This is a genomic window from Streptomyces sp. NPDC102259, assembly GCF_044766465.1.
Lineage (GTDB): Bacteria > Actinomycetota > Actinomycetes > Streptomycetales > Streptomycetaceae > Streptomyces.
In genome coordinates this window covers 234,199-250,994 of the sequence record NZ_JBIWMA010000009.1, presented here as the reverse complement: position 1 = coordinate 250,994, position 16,796 = coordinate 234,199, and the positions used below count along the sequence as shown (strand labels likewise).

The window sequence follows — 16,796 nt, the reverse complement described above, 5'->3', positions numbered from 1 at the left end:
ACGACCCCCGGCCGCCCGAAGCGCGCCGAGCCCGGCGTGACGGAGTCCACGACACGTTCCGAAACTCTCTCGTTCGGGTGAAATTCAGGCATCGGTCAGACACGTCCTGACCGCTCTCGATAACGTGTCGACACACCTTTCACTGCATCCCCTGCCACATCACACGTGACGCGAGGATCCACGCTGCCTGCGCACCGTCTCTCCCCTCTCTCCGGCTCCCTCGCCATACCGGCGCAGACCCGGACCTCACCCGCACGTCCGCTGGACGGTTTCAACGCCTCCCCCGTCGACGAGGCGCACCGCACCCTCCTCGCCTGTCTCCGCAGCCTCCGCTGGGCCCGTCGCATCGCCGACCACCGCCCGTATCCGACGCTCGACGCCCTCCTGGCCGCCTCCGACGAGGCCGCGTACGACCTGAGCCCGGCCGATCTGGCGGAGGCCCTGGCGGCGGAGTCCCTGCCCGGACTGCCGGAGGACGCCTACGGAGCGGCGCACATGGCGCTGAACGCGGCCCACGCGGCCTACGAGGCCAGATTCGGACACGCGTTCGTCATCTGCCTCGACGGTGTCCCGGCGGACGAGGCGCTGGACCGCTTCCTGGAAGGCATCCGGTCACGATTGACAAACGATCCGGAGGACGAGCGGGTGGTCGCGGCCGAGGAGCTGCGCCGCCTCGCCAGGCAGCGGCTGACCGGCTCGGTCCGGGCCGCGGGGCTGTGACCTCCCCGCTCCGCCGTCGGGCGCGAGCGGCCACGCCGGATCCACGGACGGCGCATAACGGCCCAACCCACCCCGGATGCCTCCGGCGCTCACCCATACGCGTGCCAGTTTGATCACACCGGTAGGCCCCCTGTAAGCCGAGCGCCCATGGCTGGCTACGATGCTGGGGGCCGGTGGACCGTACCCGGCCGGGCCCGTCCGACACCCCAAGCCGGCAGGCCCCAATCCCCGCTCCCGGAGGGTTCTTCCGTGCCGGCTGGAACGCTGTACCGCGGCCGGGAAGGAATGTGGTCCTGGGTGGCTCATCGAGTCACCGGCGTCCTCATCTTCTTCTTCCTGTTCGTTCACGTGCTGGACACCGCCCTCGTGCGTGTCTCACCCGAGGACTACGACAAGGTCGTAGCCACCTACAAGACGCCGGTCGTGGCGCTGCTGGAGTACGGCCTCGTGGCCGCCATCCTCTTCCACGCGCTCAACGGCCTGCGCGTCATCGCCGTCGACTTCTGGTCGAAGGGCCCGCGCTACCAGAAGCAGATGCTCTGGAGCGTCGTCGGTCTGTGGCTGTTGCTGATGCTCGGGGCGATCTACCCCGTGCTCGGCCACGCCGCTCGTGAACTGTTCGGGAGCTGAGACCGATGGCCACCACTGAAACCACCGCGGCCGGGATCGGCCCCGTCGAGGGCGGCTCCGTCTACGACGTGGACAACCCCGCGCCCCTCATCGAGCCCCCGCGGCAGCGCACCAGGAAGACCCCGAGGTCCACTCGGGGCAACTTCGAGATGGGCGCCTGGCTGTTCATGCGTCTGTCCGGCGTCGTGCTGGTCGTCCTGGTCCTGGGTCACCTGCTGATCCAGCTCGTGCTGGACGGCGGCGTCTCCAAGATCGGCTTCGCCTTCGTGGCCGGCCGCTGGGCCTCCCCGTTCTGGCAGGTCTGGGACCTGCTGATGCTGTGGCTCGCCATGCTGCACGGGACGAACGGCCTGCGCACGGTCATCAACGACTACGCGGAGCGCGCGAACACCCGGCTGTGGCTGAAGGGCCTGCTCTACACCGCCACGGTGTTCACCATCCTGCTGGGCACGCTGGTGATCTTCACCTTCGACCCGAACATCCGCTAGGCGCACGGGACCGAGGGACTGAGAGAAACACTCATGAAGATCCATAAGTACGACACAGTCATCGTCGGCGCAGGTGGCGCCGGTATGCGCGCCGCGATCGAGTCGACGAAGCGCAGCCGCACCGCCGTGCTGACCAAGCTCTACCCCACCCGCTCCCACACGGGCGCCGCGCAGGGCGGCATGGCCGCCGCGCTGGCCAACGTGGAAGAGGACAACTGGGAGTGGCACACCTTCGACACGGTCAAGGGCGGTGACTACCTGGTCGACCAGGACGCCGCCGAGATCCTGGCGAAGGAGGCCATCGACTCCGTCCTCGACCTGGAGAAGATGGGCCTGCCGTTCAACCGGACGCCCAACGGCACGATCGACCAGCGCCGCTTCGGCGGTCACAGCCGCAACCACGGCGAGGCCCCGGTCCGCCGGTCCTGCTACGCGGCCGACCGCACCGGTCACATGATCCTCCAGACGCTGTACCAGAACTGCGTCAAGGAGGGCGTGGAGTTCTTCAACGAGTTCTACGTCCTGGACCAGCTCCTCACCGAGGTCGACGGCGTGCAGCGGTCGGCGGGCGTGGTCGCGTACGAGCTGGCCACCGGTGAGATCCACGTCTTCCAGGCGAAGGCCGTGATCTACGCCTCCGGCGGCACCGGCAAGTTCTTCAAGGTGACGTCGAACGCGCACACGCTGACGGGTGACGGCCAGGCGGCCGTGTACCGGCGCGGGCTGCCGCTGGAGGACATGGAGTTCTTCCAGTTCCACCCGACCGGCATCTGGCGCATGGGCATCCTGCTGACGGAGGGCGCCCGCGGTGAGGGCGGCATCCTCCGCAACAAGGACGGCGAGCGCTTCATGGAGAAGTACGCGCCGGTCATGAAGGACCTCGCGTCGCGTGACGTCGTCTCGCGCTCCATCTACACGGAGATCCGTGAGGGCCGCGGCTGCGGTCCCGAGGGCGACCACGTCTACCTCGACCTCACGCACCTCCCGCCGGAGCAGCTGGACGCGAAGCTCCCGGACATCACGGAGTTCGCGCGCACGTACCTCGGCATCGAGCCGTACACGGACCCGATCCCGATCCAGCCCACCGCGCACTACGCGATGGGCGGCATCCCGACGAACGTCCAGGGCGAGGTCCTGAGCGACAACACGACGGTCGTCCCGGGCCTGTACGCGGCCGGCGAGGTCGCCTGTGTGTCGGTGCACGGCGCGAACCGTCTGGGCACGAACTCGCTGCTGGACATCAACGTGTTCGGCAAGCGGGCCGGCATCGCCGCCGCCGAGTACTCGCAGAAGGCGGAGTACGTCGAGCTGCCGGAGAACCCCGCCCAGCAGGTGATCGACCAGGTGGAGCACCTGCGCGCGTCCACCGGCACCGAGCGGGTGGCGGAACTGCGCCGCGAGCTGCAGGAGACCATGGACGCCAACGTCATGGTGTTCCGCACGGAGCAGACGATCAAGACGGCGGTCGAGAAGCTCGCCGAGCTGCGCGAGCGGTACCACAACATCTCGATCCAGGACAAGGGCCGGCGGTTCAACACCGACCTGCTGGAGGCCATCGAGCTGGGCAACCTGCTCGACCTGGCCGAGGTCATGGCGGTGTCGGCGCTGGCCCGCAAGGAGTCCCGCGGCGGTCACTACCGCGAGGACTACCCGAACCGCGACGACGTCAACTTCATGCGCCACACCATGGCGTACCGCGAGGTGGGCGACGACGGCACCGAGTCCATCCGACTCGACTACAAGCCGGTCGTCCAGACCCGCTACCAGCCGATGGAGCGTAAGTACTGATGGCAACCCCCGTTCTGGACAAGGTCGAGGCGGAGTCCGCGGCCTCCCCGTACATCACGGTCACCTTCCGGGTCCGCCGGTTCAACCCGGAGGTCTCGGCGGAGGCCGTCTGGCAGGACTTCACGCTGGAGATCGACCCGAAGGAGCGCGTCCTCGACGGTCTCCACAAGATCAAGTGGGACGTCGACGGCACGCTGACCTTCCGGCGTTCCTGCGCCCACGGCATCTGCGGTTCGGACGCGATGCGGATCAACGGCAAGAACCGCCTGGCGTGCAAGACGCTGATCAAGGACATCAACCCCGAGAAGCCGATCACGGTCGAGCCCATAAAGGGCCTGACGGTCCTGAAGGACCTGGTCGTCGACATGGACCCGTTCTTCCAGGCGTACCGGGACGTCATGCCCTTCCTCATCACGAAGGACACGAACGAGCCCACGCGCGAGCGCTTCCAGACCGCCGAGGACCGCGAGCGGTTCGACGACACGACGAAGTGCATCCTCTGCGCGGCCTGCACGTCGTCCTGCCCGGTGTTCTGGAACGACGGCCAGTACTTCGGTCCGGCCGCGATCGTGAACGCCCACCGCTTCATCTTCGACTCGCGTGACGAGGCGGGTGAGCAGCGTCTGGAGATCCTGAACGACAAGGACGGCGTCTGGCGCTGCCGTACGACGTTCAACTGCACGGACGCCTGCCCGCGCGGTATCGAGGTCACGAAGGCGATCCAGGAGGTGAAGCGAGCGCTGATCACGCGCCGCTTCTGAGCCATCCGGCTCGCTGAGCCCGGCGACACGGCGAGGGCCCCGCTCCTTGAAAGAGCGGGGCCCTCGCCGTGTCGCCGGGCCGGTGTCGGCCGGGTCAGCGCGCCGGTGTCAGCCGCGCAGGACGCGACCCTGCTTGTCGGTGCGGTCGTTGCTGGTGAGGAACAGGATGCCGTCGACCAGCGCCCAGATGCCGAGGCCGCCGCAGGTGAAGAGCTGGGCGATGCCCACGCCGACGGAGCCGACGTAGAAGCGTCCGATGCCGAGGGTGCCCAGGAAGAGCTGGAGGATACCGGCGACGATCTTGGACTTGTCGGAGTACGGACGACCCAGGGGGTCGACCCCGTAGGGGGCCTGCGGGGTGGGGACGGTCATGAGAACTGCTCCTGGAATGACTGTGGGAGGCCGGGACGGCCCGCTCCGAGATGGGGAGTCCAGGAGGGATGCGACGCGAGAACCACACGCGTCGACCGACGTCGACCGATCTCGACCCACGTCCTCGCACGGCTCCGCCATGCCAGAACGTCCCCCCTGTGACTGGTGAGCCTAGAGAAAACAGAGGGTAAAAAGGGAGTACAGATGATCCATTGTTCCTGATCCGTGATCAAAATCCGTCAACCAGGTTTCGCAGCACCGTCCATGCCACCGCGACACCGAGGACGACCGTCGAGGCCCTCGGACTCAGCCGCGGATGCCAGGTGCGGCCGTGCAGACCCGCCCACATCCAACGGACCAGCAGCGCAAGCGCATACGGCGAGGCGAGCAGCAGCACGCGGTTGTCGAGCCAGGCCTGCGTGAAGTGACCGTGCATCAGGTCGTACACCATGCGGGTGCCGCCGCAGGCGGGGCAGAGCAGGCCGGTGAGGAGCCGGAACGGGCACTGCGGGAGCCAGTGGCCGGGCTGGTGCGGGTCGGTGACGTAGAGATACGCGGAGCCGGCCGCGCCGGCGGCGAGCACCGCGAGGGGGCCCGCCGCCGGGTGCCGCAGCGCGGCCGAACACCTCGCGGAGAGGCGCTCCGCGTCAGCCACGCAGGATCCGCCCGTTGGAGTCGGTCTTGTCGTCGCTGACCAGCAGGATGATGCCGTCGATGAGCGCCCAGATGCCGAGGCCGCCGCAGGTGAACAGCTGGGCGAGGCCGATGCCGACGTCGCCCATGTAGAACCGGCCGACGCCGAAGCTGCCCAGGGTGAGCTGGAGCACGCCCGCGACGATCTTCGACTTCTCGGAGTAGGGGCGGCCCATGAGGTCGTACCCGTAGGGGGCTTGGGGGTCGCCGGTGAAGGTGCCGGGAGGTATGTACCCGGGGGCGGGGTAGCCGGGGGCCGCGTAGCCGGGGTGGGCGTAGCCCGGGTAGGGCGGCTGGCCGGGCTGGGGATAGCCGTAGGGGCCGGGACCGGGCTGGCCCGGGTGGCCCGCGTCCTGCGGGCCGCCGGGGCCGGCGCCGGGGTACCCGTAGCCGGGCGGGGGCGGCTGCGGCGGCTGCTGCTGTGGCTCCTGGGGCTGCTGCGGCGTTTCGGACAAGGTGAGTTCCCCCGAGGTCAGGTGATCGGATCATCCGCAGATAAGAAGAGGGCGGATGAATGCAGAACATCTTGCAGCAGAAAACCCGCCACGCGGAGACCGGGGTGCTCTTGACCGGTTTTCGGGCCCTCTACACCTAATCTGACGGCATGTCAGATGACCAGTCGTACGAGGTGCTCGGTTTCGACAACCTCCTGCTGCCCGTCGGGGACCTCGGCGAGGCGGTCGGCTTCTACGAGCGGGCCGGGTTCACGGTGGGACTGCGGTTCGACGAGGCCGGGATCGCCCTGCTGAAGGTCGGGGGCGAGACGCCGGGGGTTCTCCTCCGGCACGAGGAGGCCCTGGGGCACCGGCCGCCGAACTGGCCGTCCCCGTGCGTCTGGCTGGAGGTGCCGGACGCGCGGGCGGCGGCGCGACGGCTGGCCGAGGCCGGCATCACCCCCGTGGACCCGCCGTTCTCCACGGCCACCGGCTGGACCGTCGAGATCGCCGACCCGTGGGGGAACGTCCTCGGGTTCACGGACTACCTCAAGCGGCCCGAGCTGGCGAGGCGTTAGGGCGGCGGGCGGCCTCGCCCCACCCAGTTGAACGTGTTCAAAACAAGCGCTACAGTCATCCACGACAGCGTTTTGAACGCGTTCAAGAAAAGGTGGGGAACATGGACCGCACGGTCATCGCCTACGTCGTCTACCTGGTCGTCAGCATCGGACTGACGATCTGGGTGGCCAGGACCCTCAGTCGCAACGGCCGGATATTCCTCGCCGACGTGCTCCAGGGGAACGAGAAGCTCGCCGACGCCGTCAACCACCTCCTGGTGGTCGGTTTCTACCTCCTCAACCTCGGCTTCGTCGCCCTCTACCTGAGCGGCGACGACACCATCGAGGACACGCGCGGCATCTTCGAGGCCCTCTCGACGAAGCTCGGCGTGGTGCTGCTGGTCCTCGGCGCGATGCACCTGGCCAACGTGTACGTCCTCAACCGGATCCGGCGGCGCGGGGTCATGGAGCGGGAGCAGGTCCCGCCGGTCGGCCCGCAGGGCTGGACGGCCCCCTCGGCTCCCGCCGCCGGGGCGTGAGCACGATGGCAGCCGACCGGCCCGCCGCCGACCGGGACGGCAAGCGCGTCCCGGTCCGCCGGCTCACCGTGCTCCACGACGCCGGGTGCTCGCTGTGCGGCTTCCTGCGCGACTGGCTGGGCCGGCAGCCGCAGCTGGTGCCGCTGGAGTTCGTCGCGGCGGGGTCCGCGGAGGCGGCCGCCCGCTTCCCCGGCCTCGACCACCGCGCGACCCTCGACGAGATCACCGTCGTCGGCGACCTCGGTCAGGTCTACCAGGGCGCCGCCGCCTGGATCGTCACCCTGTGGGCGCTGCGCGAGTACCGCCCGATGTCCCACCGGCTGTCCACGCCCGCCGGGGCGAAGCTGGCGCGGGGCGCCGTTCTCGCCGCCGCCAGGTGGCGCGACGGGCGCGGGCAGTCCGCGGGCCAGTCCGCGGGCTGGGGCGGGGGCGTCTACCGCCGCGGCGACGGTTGGGCGTACGACCCGCAGGCGGGCTGGCACTACAACCCGCCCACCTGTGCCGACGGCGCCTGCTTCACTGGCTAGGCTCCTGTACGTGCCCGCGAACAACGACGGTCCCGCCGAGGCCGCTTCCCCGTCCGAGCCCCCTGAGGCCGCTTCCGCGACCGAACCTCATGAGGCCGCCCCCACGTCCAAGTCCGAGCAGACCCGCGCTCTGATCCTGGAGACGGCGATGCGGCTGTTCCAGGAGCGTGGCTACGACAAGACGACGATGCGGGCCATCGCCCAGGAGGCGGGCGTCTCGGTCGGCAACGCGTACTACTACTTCGCCGGCAAGGAGCACCTGATCCAGGGCTTCTACGACCGGCTGGCCGCCGAGCACCGGGAGGCCGTACGGGACGTCCTGGCGCGGGAGACCGGTCTGGAGGCCCGGCTGGCGGGCGTGCTGCGGGTCTGGCTGGAGGTGGCCGAGCCGTACCACGAGTTCGCGGTCCAGTTCTTCAAGAACGCCGCCGACCCGGACAGCCCGCTCAGCCCCTTCTCCGCCGAGTCGGAGCACGCGCGCGTGGAGGCCATCGCCGTCCACAAGGAGGTCCTCGCGGGGTCGAAGGCGAAGGTCCCGGAGGAGCTGCGCGAGGTGCTCCCCGAGTTGATGTGGCTCTCCCAGATGGGCCTCGTCATGTACTGGATCTACGACCGCACGGAGGGGCGCGAGCGCAGCTACCGGCTGGCCGGCCGGGGCGCGCGGCTCACCGCGCGGGGCGTGGCGCTGGCCCGGTTCCGGGTGCTGCGGCCGCTCGTCCTCGAGGTCCACGACCTGTTCACGGACTTCCTGCCCGGCATGACCAACGCCCTGCCTGACCCGGTGAAGAAGAGCCCGCCGGGCCGGACGGGCGCGGCGGGCTCCTCCTCGGACTGACTCAGCTCACCTCGGCGCCCTCCTCCAGCTCCACGTCGTGGACCAGGGGCTCCCCGGTGACCGTCAGCTGCCGGACCCGCTTCAGCAGGAGCGGCTCGGCCGTCGTCGCCAGCAGATACGTGCCCGGGGCGGGGACGGAGAGGATGTACGAGCCGTCGGCGAGGGAGGTCACGCGGTCCAGTTCCCGCCCGTCCCGCGCCACCAGGGCGACCCTCGCGCCCTCGACCGGTTCGCCGGCCGTGTCGCGGACGTAGCCGTGCACGACCGAGGCCGGTCCTTCGCCCGCCGCGACCGTCGCAGGCGCCGCCTCCTCCTTGGGCTCGACCGCGAGATGCGGCAGCCGCTTCTCCAGCCAGCCGGGCAGCCACCAGTTGGAGTCGCCGAGCAGATGCATCGCGGCCGGGACCAGTGCCGTACGCAGGATGAACGCGTCCAGCGCGACCGCGGCCGCGAGGCCGACGCCCGCCATCGCCGCGCCCGCGTCACCGCTGAGCACGAAGGCGAGGAAGACGCAGACCATGATCAGGGCGGCGGAGTTGATGACCCGGCTGGTTTCCGCGAGGCCCACCCGGACCGCTCGCGCGTTGTCCCTGGTGTGCACCCACTCCTCGTGCATCCGGCTGACCAGGAAGACCTGGTAGTCCATGGACAGGCCGAAGAGCAGGGACAGCATGATGACGGGCAGGAAGGCGTTGATCGGTCCTTCCTTGCCGAGGCCGAGCAGGTCCAGGCCCCAGCCCCACTGGAAGACCGCGACGAGGACGCCGAAGGAGGCCGCGGCCGCGACCAGGTTCATCACGGCGGCCGTCAGCGGCACCACCAGGGAGCGGAAGGCGACCAGGAGCAGCAGGAAGCCCAGGCCGATGATGGTGGCGACGAAGAGCGGCAGCCGGTCGCCGGTGACCGTGGCGAAGTCCTTGGAGACCGCCGTGACACCGCCCACGTGCGCCTGCGCCCCGGCCTGCGGGATGACGTCGTCCCGCAGCCGGTCGATCAGGGTGTCCGTCTCCGCGGACTGCGGCGAGGTCGTGGGCACCACCTGGATGACCGTGACGCCGCTCGCGGGCGGCAGCGCGGCCACCTGGGCGACGCCGGGCGTGTTCTTGATGTCCTGGGCCAGGGCGGTGGCGTCACCGCCGTCCACGACCACCTGGAGGGGGCCGTTGAAGCCCGGCCCGAAGCCCTCGGCGAGCAGGTCGTAGGCCTGCCGGGTGGTCGTCGAGGCGTCGTCGTTGCCCTGGTCGGTGGCGCCGAGGCGGAGCGACAGCACGGGGAGCGCGAGGACGGCCATGACGGCCAGCGCGAGCGCGGCGATCGTCTTCGGCCGGCGCTGCACGCCCACCGACCAGCGGGCCGCGGGGCCGCTCTCCTTCTCCGGCTCCGGACCGGTCGCGGCCAGCACGCGCCGCTGCTTGCGGCTCAGCACCCGCGGGCCGAGGAAGCCGAGCAGGGCGGGCAGCAGGGTCGTCGCGGCGAGGACGCTCAGCACCACCGTCAGGGAGGTGCCGATGACGACGCCGTCCAGGAAGCGCAGGTTCGTCACCAGCATCCCGGCCAGCGCGATGCACACCGTGCCGCCGGCGAACAGCACGGCCCGGCCGGAGGTGTTGAGGGCGACGACCGTCGACTCCTCCGGGTCCAGGCCGCGCAGGACGCCCTTGCGGTGCCGGGTGACGATGAACAGGGCGTAGTCGATGCCGACGCCGAGGCCGATCAGCGAGGACAGCAGCGGGGCCAGGTCCGGGATGTCGGTGACATGGCTCAGCAACTGGGTCGAGAACAGGCCCATGCCGACGCCGAAGACCGCCACGGCGAGCGGCAGCAGCATCGCGTACAGCGAGCCGAAGGCGAGGAACAGCACGACGGCCGCCGCCGCGAGGCCGACCATCTCGGCGAGGCCGGTGGGCGGTTCCTGCACCCGCTGGACGGCCTGGCCGCCCACCTCGACCTCCAGGCCGTCGCGTCCGGCGTCCCGCGCGGTGTCGACGACGTCCTGGACGAGTTCCTTCGGTACGGCGTTCGCCTGCTCGGTGAAGGTGATCTGGGCGTAGGCGATCCGCCCGTCACCGCTGATCTGCGCCGCGTCCGCCGCGTCCGCCGCGTCCGCCGCGTAGGGGCCGGTGACCCCGCCGACGCCCTTCATGCCCGCGATCTTCTCGAGCGCGGGCTGGATCCGGGACCGTACGTCCTGGTCCCGTACCGAGCCCTCGTCGACCTTCCACACGACCGTGTCGGTGTCTCCGGCGCTCGCCGGGAACGCCTTCTCCATCAGGTCGTACGCCTTCTTCGAGTCCGTGTCGGGGAGGGAGAAGACGTTCGCGTAGTCCGTGCCCGCCGTCGAGGCCGAGAATCCCAGCCCGAACAGCGCCCCCACCCAGAGCAACAGGACCACCAGCCGGTGTCGATAGCACCAGCGTGCCAATGCCGCCACGCTCAGTCTCCTTCTGCAGATCGTCGGTCGGTCCCCCAGGTCCTGGGCAACAGGATCGGCGGCGCCACGCGTGCGTGGACATGTGACGACCATGACTCTCAAGGAACTCCAAAGCGGGAACCGGCCCGATCCTCGGTGGGTCCGCCGATACTGGGGGCATGACGACGGCTTGTGGCACCGTGCTGGTCGTGGAGGACGAACCGAGCATCGCGGACGTCCTGGCCATCGCCCTGCGCTACCACCGCTTCGAGGTCATGACCGCGGGCACCGTCCGCGAGGCGCTCGCCCTCGCGGACCGCACCCGGCCCGACGTGGCCCTGCTGGACGTGATGCTGCCGGACGGCGACGGCCGGGCGCTGGGGCGTGAACTGCGGGCGCGCAGGCCGGACCTGGCACTGGTGTTCCTCACCGCGCGGGACGCGCCGACCGAGATCGTCGGCGCCCTCGGCTTCGGCGACGACTACATCACCAAACCGTTCGACATCGACGTGGTCGTCGCGCGGATCACCGCCGTGCTGCGCCGTACCCGGCCGGCCGACGTCCTTCCGCAGCGGCCGCCGCTGCGCTACGGCGACCTGGAGCTCGACGAGACGACGTACAGCGTGCACCGCGCCGGCCGCTCGGTCGAGCTCACCCCCACCGAGTACGCGCTGCTGCGCTTCCTGGTGCGCAACGGCGGCCGGGTCGTGCCCAAGGAGCAACTCCTGCGCCATGTCTGGCAGTACGAGCACACCGCGCCGGAGTCGACGGTCGTCGAGACCTACATCAGCTATCTGCGGCGCAAGCTGGACGTCCTCGGACCGCCGGTGATCACCACCCGGCGGGGCGTCGGATACGGACTGGCGTGAGGCGGATCCACCGGCACGGCATCCACTCGCTGCGGGCCAAGCTGACGACGGCGAACGTGGGGCTGCTCGCGCTCGGCATCGTCGTCGCGACCGCCGTCAGCCTGATGGGGATGCGGCACTACCTGCTCGACCAGGTGGACGCCGAGCTGACCAAGATGCGCGACTCGCTGGGCAGTTCGCAGCTGACGCTGCGCCAGATCGACTCGCTGTCCGTGCTGAGCGTCGTCAGCGACCGGCTCATGCCCCAGAACACGGACAGCCGGCCGACGCCCGACTCGATCTTCACCGCCGTCGACGGCCGGGGCACGGCGCTCACCATCTTCGACGTGCGGCCGACCGACGCCCAGCGCGGCCTCGCGGACGCGGTGCCCGACCCGCTCGCCCTCAGCGCCGACGCCGACCCGCACGACGTCACCGTGCACGGCGACACGTACCGCGCGACCGCGACCCGGCTCACCGACGGCACGTACATCCTGCTGGCCACCTCCACCGAAGGCCTCCACAAGGGCATAGCGAAGGCCCTGAAGCTCGACCTCGCCGTCGGCACGCTGCTGCTGGCCCTGCTCGCCTGTCTGACCCTGTTCAGCGTGCGGCGGCGGATGCGGCCGCTGGAGGACATGGTGGAGACGTCGTCGGCGATCGCCGAGGGTGACCTGACCCGGCGTGTGCCCTCCAGCCACCACCCCACCCAGGAGGTCGAACAGCTGCGGCTCGCCCTGAACTCGATGCTCCACCAGGTGGAGACGGCGTACCGCACGCGCGAGCACAGCGCGGCCCAGCTGCGCCGTTTCGTGGCCGACGCCTCGCACGAACTGCGCACCCCGCTCTCCGCGATCCGCGGCTACCTCCAGCTGTACGACCAGGGGATGCTGGTCGAGCCGGAGGACCGCAGGCGGGCCTGGGACCGGATGAACGGCGAGGTGGACCGGATGGGCCGGCTCGTCGACGAGCTGCTCACGCTGGCCCGCCTCGACCAGCGGCCCGAACTGCGGCTGCGGGGCGTCGACGTGAGCCGTCTGGTGCGGGACTCGGCGCAGGACCTGCGCGCGCAGCAGCCGGACCGGCCGGTCACGGTCGCGGCCGACGGGGCCGTGCTGGTGCGGGCCGACGAGTCGGGGCTGCGTCAGGTGCTGGGCAACCTGGTGGCCAACGTGCGCACGCACACCTCGGCCGAGGTGCCGGTGCGGCTCGGGGTGGAGCGGGTGGACGGGGTCGTACGGCTGTCGGTCGAGGACGAGGGGCCGGGGCTGGGGCCGGAGGACGCGGCGCGGGTGTTCGACCGTTTCTTCCGGGCCGGGGGCGGCGCGGGCAGCGGTCTGGGCCTGGCGATCGTGCAGGGGGTCGTCCAGGCGCACGGCGGCGAGGTGAGCGTGCGGACGGCGCCGGGCGAGGGGCTGGCCGTGACGGTGACGCTGCCGACCCGGCCGAAGGCCTGTGTCTGACCGCGTGTCACGAAGGGTCGCCACAGGAGGTGCGTCACGGAGGTGCGTCACCGGCGGGCTCGGGCTAGGCGGGGGCCGTGACCAGTGCCCATACCGTCTTGCCGTGCCGGCCCCGGCTCCACACGCCCCACGCGGCCGCGAGGTGCTCCACCAGGTGCAGCCCCCGTCCGTGTTCCTCCGACTCGCCGACCAGCCGTAGCCGGGGTTCGTGCCGGCCCTCGTCGGAGACCTCTATGAGGCAGGAACCGTCACCGAGGGCCGTGACGGCCACCTCGAACTCCCGCTCGAGCAGGGGCCCGTGGCGTACGACGTTGGTGGCAAGCTCGGACACGACGAGGACGGCGTGGGCCAGCGCCGGGTCGTCGGGGCCGTGCCCCCAGTCCGCGAGATGGTCCCGTACCCGGCGCCGGGCGAGACCGACGGACGCCGGGTGCCGGGGCAGCCGGAACGAGTTGCGTCTCAGCACGTCTGCTCCTCATCCCGTACACACCTCCGTCACATGGTGCCGCTTCGGGTGCCTGCCCGGTGTGACGGGGGCGCATGCCCGGCTCGCGGGATCAAGTCCGCGAGCCGGGTGGGGACTTCGGCTCAGATCCAGTCGAGTTTCCAGAGACGGAACACGCCGTTGCCGTCCGCCAGGAACTGGCCGCCGCCGATGTCCGCGCTGGTGACGATGTACTCCTTGCGCTGCCACAACGGGACGACCGGCACGTCCTCGGCGATGACCTGCTGGAGGTCACGGAAGTCGGCGGCGACCCGGCTGCGGTCGGCGAACTGCCGGCTTCCGGCGATGTACTTGTCGACGGTCTTGCTGCTGTAGCCGGTGTTCATGGTGGAGTCGGTGCCGACCAGCGGGCCCGCGAAGGTGTCCGGGTCGGGGTAGTCGGCGACCCAGCCGACCGCGTACGCGTCGAGCTTGCCGGTGGCCCACCGCTTCTGGAAGTCGGTCCACTCGTAACCCTTGACGTCCACCTTGAACAGACCGCTCGCCTCCAGCTGCCGCTTGATCTCCTTGGCCTCGGCCGCCGCGGCCCCGCTGCCCAGGCCGTAGCCGTAGGTGAACCTCACCGGAACGGTGACGCCGGCCGACTCCAGGAGCTTGCGCGCCTTCCCGGCGCTCCCGTCCGGGTAGCTGTCGAAGAAGGAGGTGGTGTGGCCGGTGATGCCGGTCGGGATGAGCGAGTACAGCGGCTCGACGGTCCCGTCGTACACGCTCGCCGCCAGCTGCTCGCGGTCGATCAGCCAGGCCATCGCCTTGCGGACGTCCGTCTCGTGCAGCGGTGAACCGGAGCGGGTGTTGAAGTACAGGTTGCGGGTCTCGGAGCCGTCGGCCTCGTAGACGCGCTGGTCGGGGTCGCTGGGGTTGAGGGCGGCCAGCACCGAGGGCGGCAGCTGGCGGGTGGCGGCCTCGACCGCCTTGGCCTTCCAGGCCTTCTCCAGGGCCTCGGGGTCCGCGTAGTAGCGCAACTCGATGGGGGAACCGGTCGACACGGCGCCCTTGTACCGCGAGTTGGGCGACAGCAGGATCTTCTTGCCCTTCGTGTACGCCTTCAGCTGGTACGGGCCGGAGCCGTCCACGCGGCTGCCGACGCGCAGGCCGTCCGCCGGGTATTGGGTGTGGTCGACGATCGAGCCCGCTCCGGTGGCCACCTTGAACGGGAACGTGGCGTCCGGCGACGACAGGTGGAAGGTGACCTTCAGGTCCTTGGCGTCCACCGACTTCAGGGTGGAGAACAGGGACGCCGGGCCGACATCCGAGTTGATCTTCTTGACCCGGTCGAAGGAGAACTTCACGTCCTCGGCGGTCACCTGGGTGCCGCCGCTGAAGGTGAGGTCGTCACGCAGCTCGCAGCTGTACGTGACGAGACTGTCCTTGGCGAAGGAACAGCTCTCGGCGGCGTCCGGCACGGGCGAGACGCCACCCGGCTCGTAGGTCAGCAACGACTGGAAGACGTTGCTGAACAGCGCCCAGGATCCGGCGTCGTAGGCCCCCGCCGGATCGAGCGAGGTGACGCTGTCCGTGGTGCCGACCGTGATGGTCGCGCCCCCGCTGTCCTGCGACGGCAGCAACTGCCAGCCGCCCACTCCGACGACCGCGAGAACCAGCAGCGCCACGAGAATCCGCATGCGAACAGATCGCATGGTGATGCCCTGCCTCCCCAGGCCGCCAGCAGGGCCCAGTCCACAGAAAAAGTGCCGCTCCCCTTGGCGGCGGGCTCACCTAACCACACGTGTTTCGCCAGGGGGAAGAGGATTCTGGGGAGATGGGAAAGAACTTACCGACGCCTTGTTTCGACCGGGTTTCACAGTCTCTCCACAGGCTTCTGATCGGCCGTCAGGCGTGCGTCGAGGCCAGTTCGACGACGGTGATGTCGGAGGGGGCTCCCACGCGGGTGGGCGGGCCCCAGGCGCCCGCGCCCCGGGACACGTACAGCTGGGTGTCGCCGTAGCGTTCCAGCCCCGCCACGGTCGGGTTCGCGGCGGCCGCGAGGAAGTTGCCGGGCCACAGCTGGCCGCCGTGCGTGTGGCCGGAGAGCTGGAGGTCGACGCCGTGGCGTACGGCGTCGTGGATCTGGACGGGCTGGTGGGCGAGGAGCACGCACGCGCGCGTGGTGTCACGGTCGCCGAGCGCGCCGGCGAAGTCGGGCCCCTGGCCCTCGCTCTCGCCCGCGATGTCGTTGACGCCGGCCAGGTCGAACCAGGGCAGCTCCGTACGGGCGTTCTCCAGCGGGTCCAGGCCGAGCCGCCGCACCTCCTCGACCCACTGTGCGGCGCCGGAGAAGTACTCGTGGTTGCCGGTGACGAAGAAGCTGCCCTGCCGGGCCTTCAGCTGCGCGAGCGGGGCCGCCGCCGGGCCCAGGTCCTTCACGCTGCCGTCGACCAGGTCACCGACGACCGCGATCAGGTCGGGCTGCGTCGCGTTGATCGTGTCGACGACCTTCTGCGCGAAGCCCCGGCCGAGGACCGGGCCCAGATGGATGTCGCTGACGACCGCGATCCGGTAGCCGTGGGCGCCGCGCGGGAGCTTGGCCAGGGGCACCGTCACCCGCTTGACCCTGGGGCCGCGCAGCACGCCGTAGGTGCCGTAGCCGACCGTCCCGACGGCCGCGGCGGCCGCCGCACCGGCCACGACCCGGGACACGAAGACCCGGCGGGACGGGGCCGAAGGGGACCGCTCCGGGCTCTCGGGCTCCGGGCGCTCGGGCGCCGCGCCGTCGGGCGCCGGCTTCCCGGATCCCGGCCGTTCGGACACCGGCCCCTCGGCCTCCGGACTCTCGGGCGCCGACCGTTCGGACGGTGAACCCTCGGGCGCCGGCTCGGCGCGTGGGGGCCGCCCGGCCTCCGGCGTCTCGGAGGCCGGCGCTCCGATCGGGACCGGCTTCGGCTCGGGCTGCGCCGCGGGGGTCCCGGCGGACGCCCGCTTCTCCAGGAAGCGGCGCAGCAGCGGCCGTACGGCCTCGCCCACGAGCACGGCGAGCAACAGGTAGACCGACAGGGCCAGCCACAGGAAGCCCGGCCAGGCCAGCACGCGCTGGAGCCAGAAGGGGGCTCCGGTGCGTTCGGCGACCAGGGCGCCGATCGCCAGCGCCCAGCCGCCCGCGACCAGCACCGCACCGGCGCGGCGGGCCGGGCCGGGGCCGCGGGTGGTGTCGTGGAACAGCCGCCGCCACAGGTACCAGTTGGCCCCGACCAGCACGGTCAGGGCGAGCAGCACGAAGACGATCACCATG

The 16,796-nt window shown here is 70.7% G+C and carries 18 protein-coding genes; 11 read left to right on the top strand and 7 right to left on the bottom strand.

Annotation, left to right across the window (positions count from 1 at the left end; translation table 11 throughout):
* Window positions 1-165: 165 nt before the first annotated feature.
* The 5 genes from ACIRPU_RS22630 (at window position 166) to ACIRPU_RS22610 (ending at window position 4,387) form a co-directional block, all read left to right on the top strand.
* A complete protein-coding gene (locus tag ACIRPU_RS22630) occupies window positions 166-720 on the top strand; it encodes a 2-oxo-4-hydroxy-4-carboxy-5-ureidoimidazoline decarboxylase (protein ID WP_403869982.1) in 555 nt (184 codons plus the stop codon).
* Window positions 721-969: 249 nt separating this feature from the next.
* Window positions 970-1,350, top strand: a complete 381-nt coding sequence (gene sdhC, locus ACIRPU_RS22625; protein ID WP_078615861.1) for a succinate dehydrogenase, cytochrome b556 subunit — start codon at window positions 970-972, stop codon at window positions 1,348-1,350.
* A gap of 5 nt (window positions 1,351-1,355) precedes the next feature.
* Window positions 1,356-1,838, top strand: coding sequence for a succinate dehydrogenase hydrophobic membrane anchor subunit (locus ACIRPU_RS22620; RefSeq protein WP_384122083.1), 483 nt, complete (start codon window positions 1,356-1,358; stop codon window positions 1,836-1,838).
* Window positions 1,839-1,871: 33 nt separating this feature from the next.
* Window positions 1,872-3,626 (top strand): succinate dehydrogenase flavoprotein subunit, encoded by a 1,755-nt coding sequence (gene sdhA, locus ACIRPU_RS22615; RefSeq protein WP_403869978.1) that lies wholly within the window; start codon window positions 1,872-1,874, stop codon window positions 3,624-3,626.
* On the top strand, window positions 3,626-4,387 hold the full coding sequence (locus tag ACIRPU_RS22610) for a succinate dehydrogenase iron-sulfur subunit (RefSeq protein WP_351758098.1): 762 nt from the start codon (window positions 3,626-3,628) through the stop codon (window positions 4,385-4,387). The genes sdhA and ACIRPU_RS22610 overlap by 1 nt, the downstream gene beginning before the upstream one ends.
* Before the next feature lie 108 nt (window positions 4,388-4,495).
* On the opposite strand, the gene ACIRPU_RS22605 is transcribed toward ACIRPU_RS22610, so the two are convergent.
* The 3 genes from ACIRPU_RS22605 to ACIRPU_RS22595 form a co-directional block, all read right to left on the bottom strand.
* Window positions 4,496-4,759 carry a TM2 domain-containing protein gene (locus ACIRPU_RS22605; protein ID WP_310432318.1) on the bottom strand — a complete coding sequence of 88 codons (264 nt, stop codon included), beginning with the start codon at window positions 4,757-4,759 and terminating at the stop codon, window positions 4,496-4,498.
* A gap of 229 nt (window positions 4,760-4,988) precedes the next feature.
* The gene (locus ACIRPU_RS22600; RefSeq protein WP_355710214.1) at window positions 4,989-5,414 is read right to left on the bottom strand and encodes a DUF2752 domain-containing protein; all 426 of its coding nucleotides are present in this window, start codon (window positions 5,412-5,414) and stop codon (window positions 4,989-4,991) included.
* Window positions 5,407-5,907, bottom strand: coding sequence for a TM2 domain-containing protein (locus ACIRPU_RS22595; protein ID WP_403869974.1), 501 nt, complete (start codon window positions 5,905-5,907; stop codon window positions 5,407-5,409). The genes ACIRPU_RS22600 and ACIRPU_RS22595 overlap by 8 nt, the downstream gene beginning before the upstream one ends.
* Window positions 5,908-6,056: 149 nt before the next feature.
* On the opposite strand from ACIRPU_RS22595, the gene ACIRPU_RS22590 reads away from it, so the two are divergent.
* From ACIRPU_RS22590 to ACIRPU_RS22575, 4 genes are all read left to right on the top strand, one after another.
* Complete coding sequence (locus ACIRPU_RS22590; RefSeq protein WP_403869971.1) at window positions 6,057-6,464, top strand: VOC family protein; 408 nt, start codon at window positions 6,057-6,059, stop codon at window positions 6,462-6,464.
* 101 nt (window positions 6,465-6,565) lie between these two features.
* A complete protein-coding gene (locus tag ACIRPU_RS22585; protein WP_355710208.1) occupies window positions 6,566-6,982 on the top strand; it encodes a hypothetical protein in 417 nt (138 codons plus the stop codon).
* A 5-nt stretch (window positions 6,983-6,987) separates the two neighbouring features.
* On the top strand, window positions 6,988-7,509 hold the full coding sequence (locus ACIRPU_RS22580; RefSeq protein WP_403870126.1) for a DCC1-like thiol-disulfide oxidoreductase family protein: 522 nt from the start codon (window positions 6,988-6,990) through the stop codon (window positions 7,507-7,509).
* 10 nt (window positions 7,510-7,519) lie between these two features.
* Window positions 7,520-8,344, top strand: a complete 825-nt coding sequence (locus ACIRPU_RS22575; protein ID WP_355710206.1) for a TetR family transcriptional regulator — start codon at window positions 7,520-7,522, stop codon at window positions 8,342-8,344.
* A 1-nt stretch (window position 8,345) separates the two neighbouring features.
* On the opposite strand, the gene ACIRPU_RS22570 is transcribed toward ACIRPU_RS22575, so the two are convergent.
* Window positions 8,346-10,766 carry an MMPL family transporter gene (locus ACIRPU_RS22570; protein WP_403870123.1) on the bottom strand — a complete coding sequence of 807 codons (2,421 nt, stop codon included), beginning with the start codon at window positions 10,764-10,766 and terminating at the stop codon, window positions 8,346-8,348.
* A 167-nt stretch (window positions 10,767-10,933) separates the two neighbouring features.
* On the opposite strand from ACIRPU_RS22570, the gene ACIRPU_RS22565 reads away from it, so the two are divergent.
* Window positions 10,934-11,623, top strand: a complete 690-nt coding sequence (locus tag ACIRPU_RS22565) for a response regulator transcription factor (RefSeq protein ID WP_403869967.1) — start codon at window positions 10,934-10,936, stop codon at window positions 11,621-11,623.
* Window positions 11,620-13,065 carry an ATP-binding protein gene (locus ACIRPU_RS22560; RefSeq protein WP_403869964.1) on the top strand — a complete coding sequence of 482 codons (1,446 nt, stop codon included), beginning with the start codon at window positions 11,620-11,622 and terminating at the stop codon, window positions 13,063-13,065. The genes ACIRPU_RS22565 and ACIRPU_RS22560 overlap by 4 nt, the downstream gene beginning before the upstream one ends.
* Before the next feature lie 64 nt (window positions 13,066-13,129).
* Here ACIRPU_RS22560 and ACIRPU_RS22555 read toward each other — a convergent pair whose 3' ends face one another.
* From ACIRPU_RS22555 to ACIRPU_RS22545, 3 genes are all read right to left on the bottom strand, one after another.
* Window positions 13,130-13,531, bottom strand: a complete 402-nt coding sequence (locus ACIRPU_RS22555; protein WP_403869961.1) for an ATP-binding protein — start codon at window positions 13,529-13,531, stop codon at window positions 13,130-13,132.
* Between the two features lie 122 nt (window positions 13,532-13,653).
* Window positions 13,654-15,207 (bottom strand): ABC transporter substrate-binding protein, encoded by a 1,554-nt coding sequence (locus ACIRPU_RS22550; RefSeq protein WP_403869958.1) that lies wholly within the window; start codon window positions 15,205-15,207, stop codon window positions 13,654-13,656.
* A gap of 193 nt (window positions 15,208-15,400) precedes the next feature.
* Window positions 15,401-16,795: a metallophosphoesterase gene (locus tag ACIRPU_RS22545; protein WP_403869955.1), complete on the bottom strand. Its 1,395-nt coding sequence runs from the start codon at window positions 16,793-16,795 to the stop codon at window positions 15,401-15,403.
* Window position 16,796 lies beyond the last annotated feature (1 nt).

What these genes read in the sequence shown, in the direction of transcription:
- ACIRPU_RS22620 (WP_384122083.1), top strand. Translation starts at nt 1,356, where the DNA reads ATGGCCACCACTGAAACCACCGCGGCCGGGATCGGCCCCGTCGAGGGC.
- sdhA (WP_403869978.1), top strand. Translation starts at nt 1,872, where the DNA reads ATGAAGATCCATAAGTACGACACAGTCATCGTCGGCGCAGGTGGCGCC.
- ACIRPU_RS22610 (WP_351758098.1), top strand. Translation starts at nt 3,626, where the DNA reads ATGGCAACCCCCGTTCTGGACAAGGTCGAGGCGGAGTCCGCGGCCTCC.
- ACIRPU_RS22605 (WP_310432318.1), bottom strand. Translation starts at nt 4,759, where the DNA reads ATGACCGTCCCCACCCCGCAGGCCCCCTACGGGGTCGACCCCCTGGGT.
- ACIRPU_RS22590 (WP_403869971.1), top strand. Translation starts at nt 6,057, where the DNA reads ATGTCAGATGACCAGTCGTACGAGGTGCTCGGTTTCGACAACCTCCTG.
- ACIRPU_RS22585 (WP_355710208.1), top strand. Translation starts at nt 6,566, where the DNA reads ATGGACCGCACGGTCATCGCCTACGTCGTCTACCTGGTCGTCAGCATC.
- ACIRPU_RS22580 (WP_403870126.1), top strand. Translation starts at nt 6,988, where the DNA reads ATGGCAGCCGACCGGCCCGCCGCCGACCGGGACGGCAAGCGCGTCCCG.
- ACIRPU_RS22565 (WP_403869967.1), top strand. Translation starts at nt 10,934, where the DNA reads ATGACGACGGCTTGTGGCACCGTGCTGGTCGTGGAGGACGAACCGAGC.
- ACIRPU_RS22550 (WP_403869958.1), bottom strand. Translation starts at nt 15,207, where the DNA reads ATGCGATCTGTTCGCATGCGGATTCTCGTGGCGCTGCTGGTTCTCGCG.
- ACIRPU_RS22545 (WP_403869955.1), bottom strand. Translation starts at nt 16,795, where the DNA reads ATGGTGATCGTCTTCGTGCTGCTCGCCCTGACCGTGCTGGTCGGGGCC.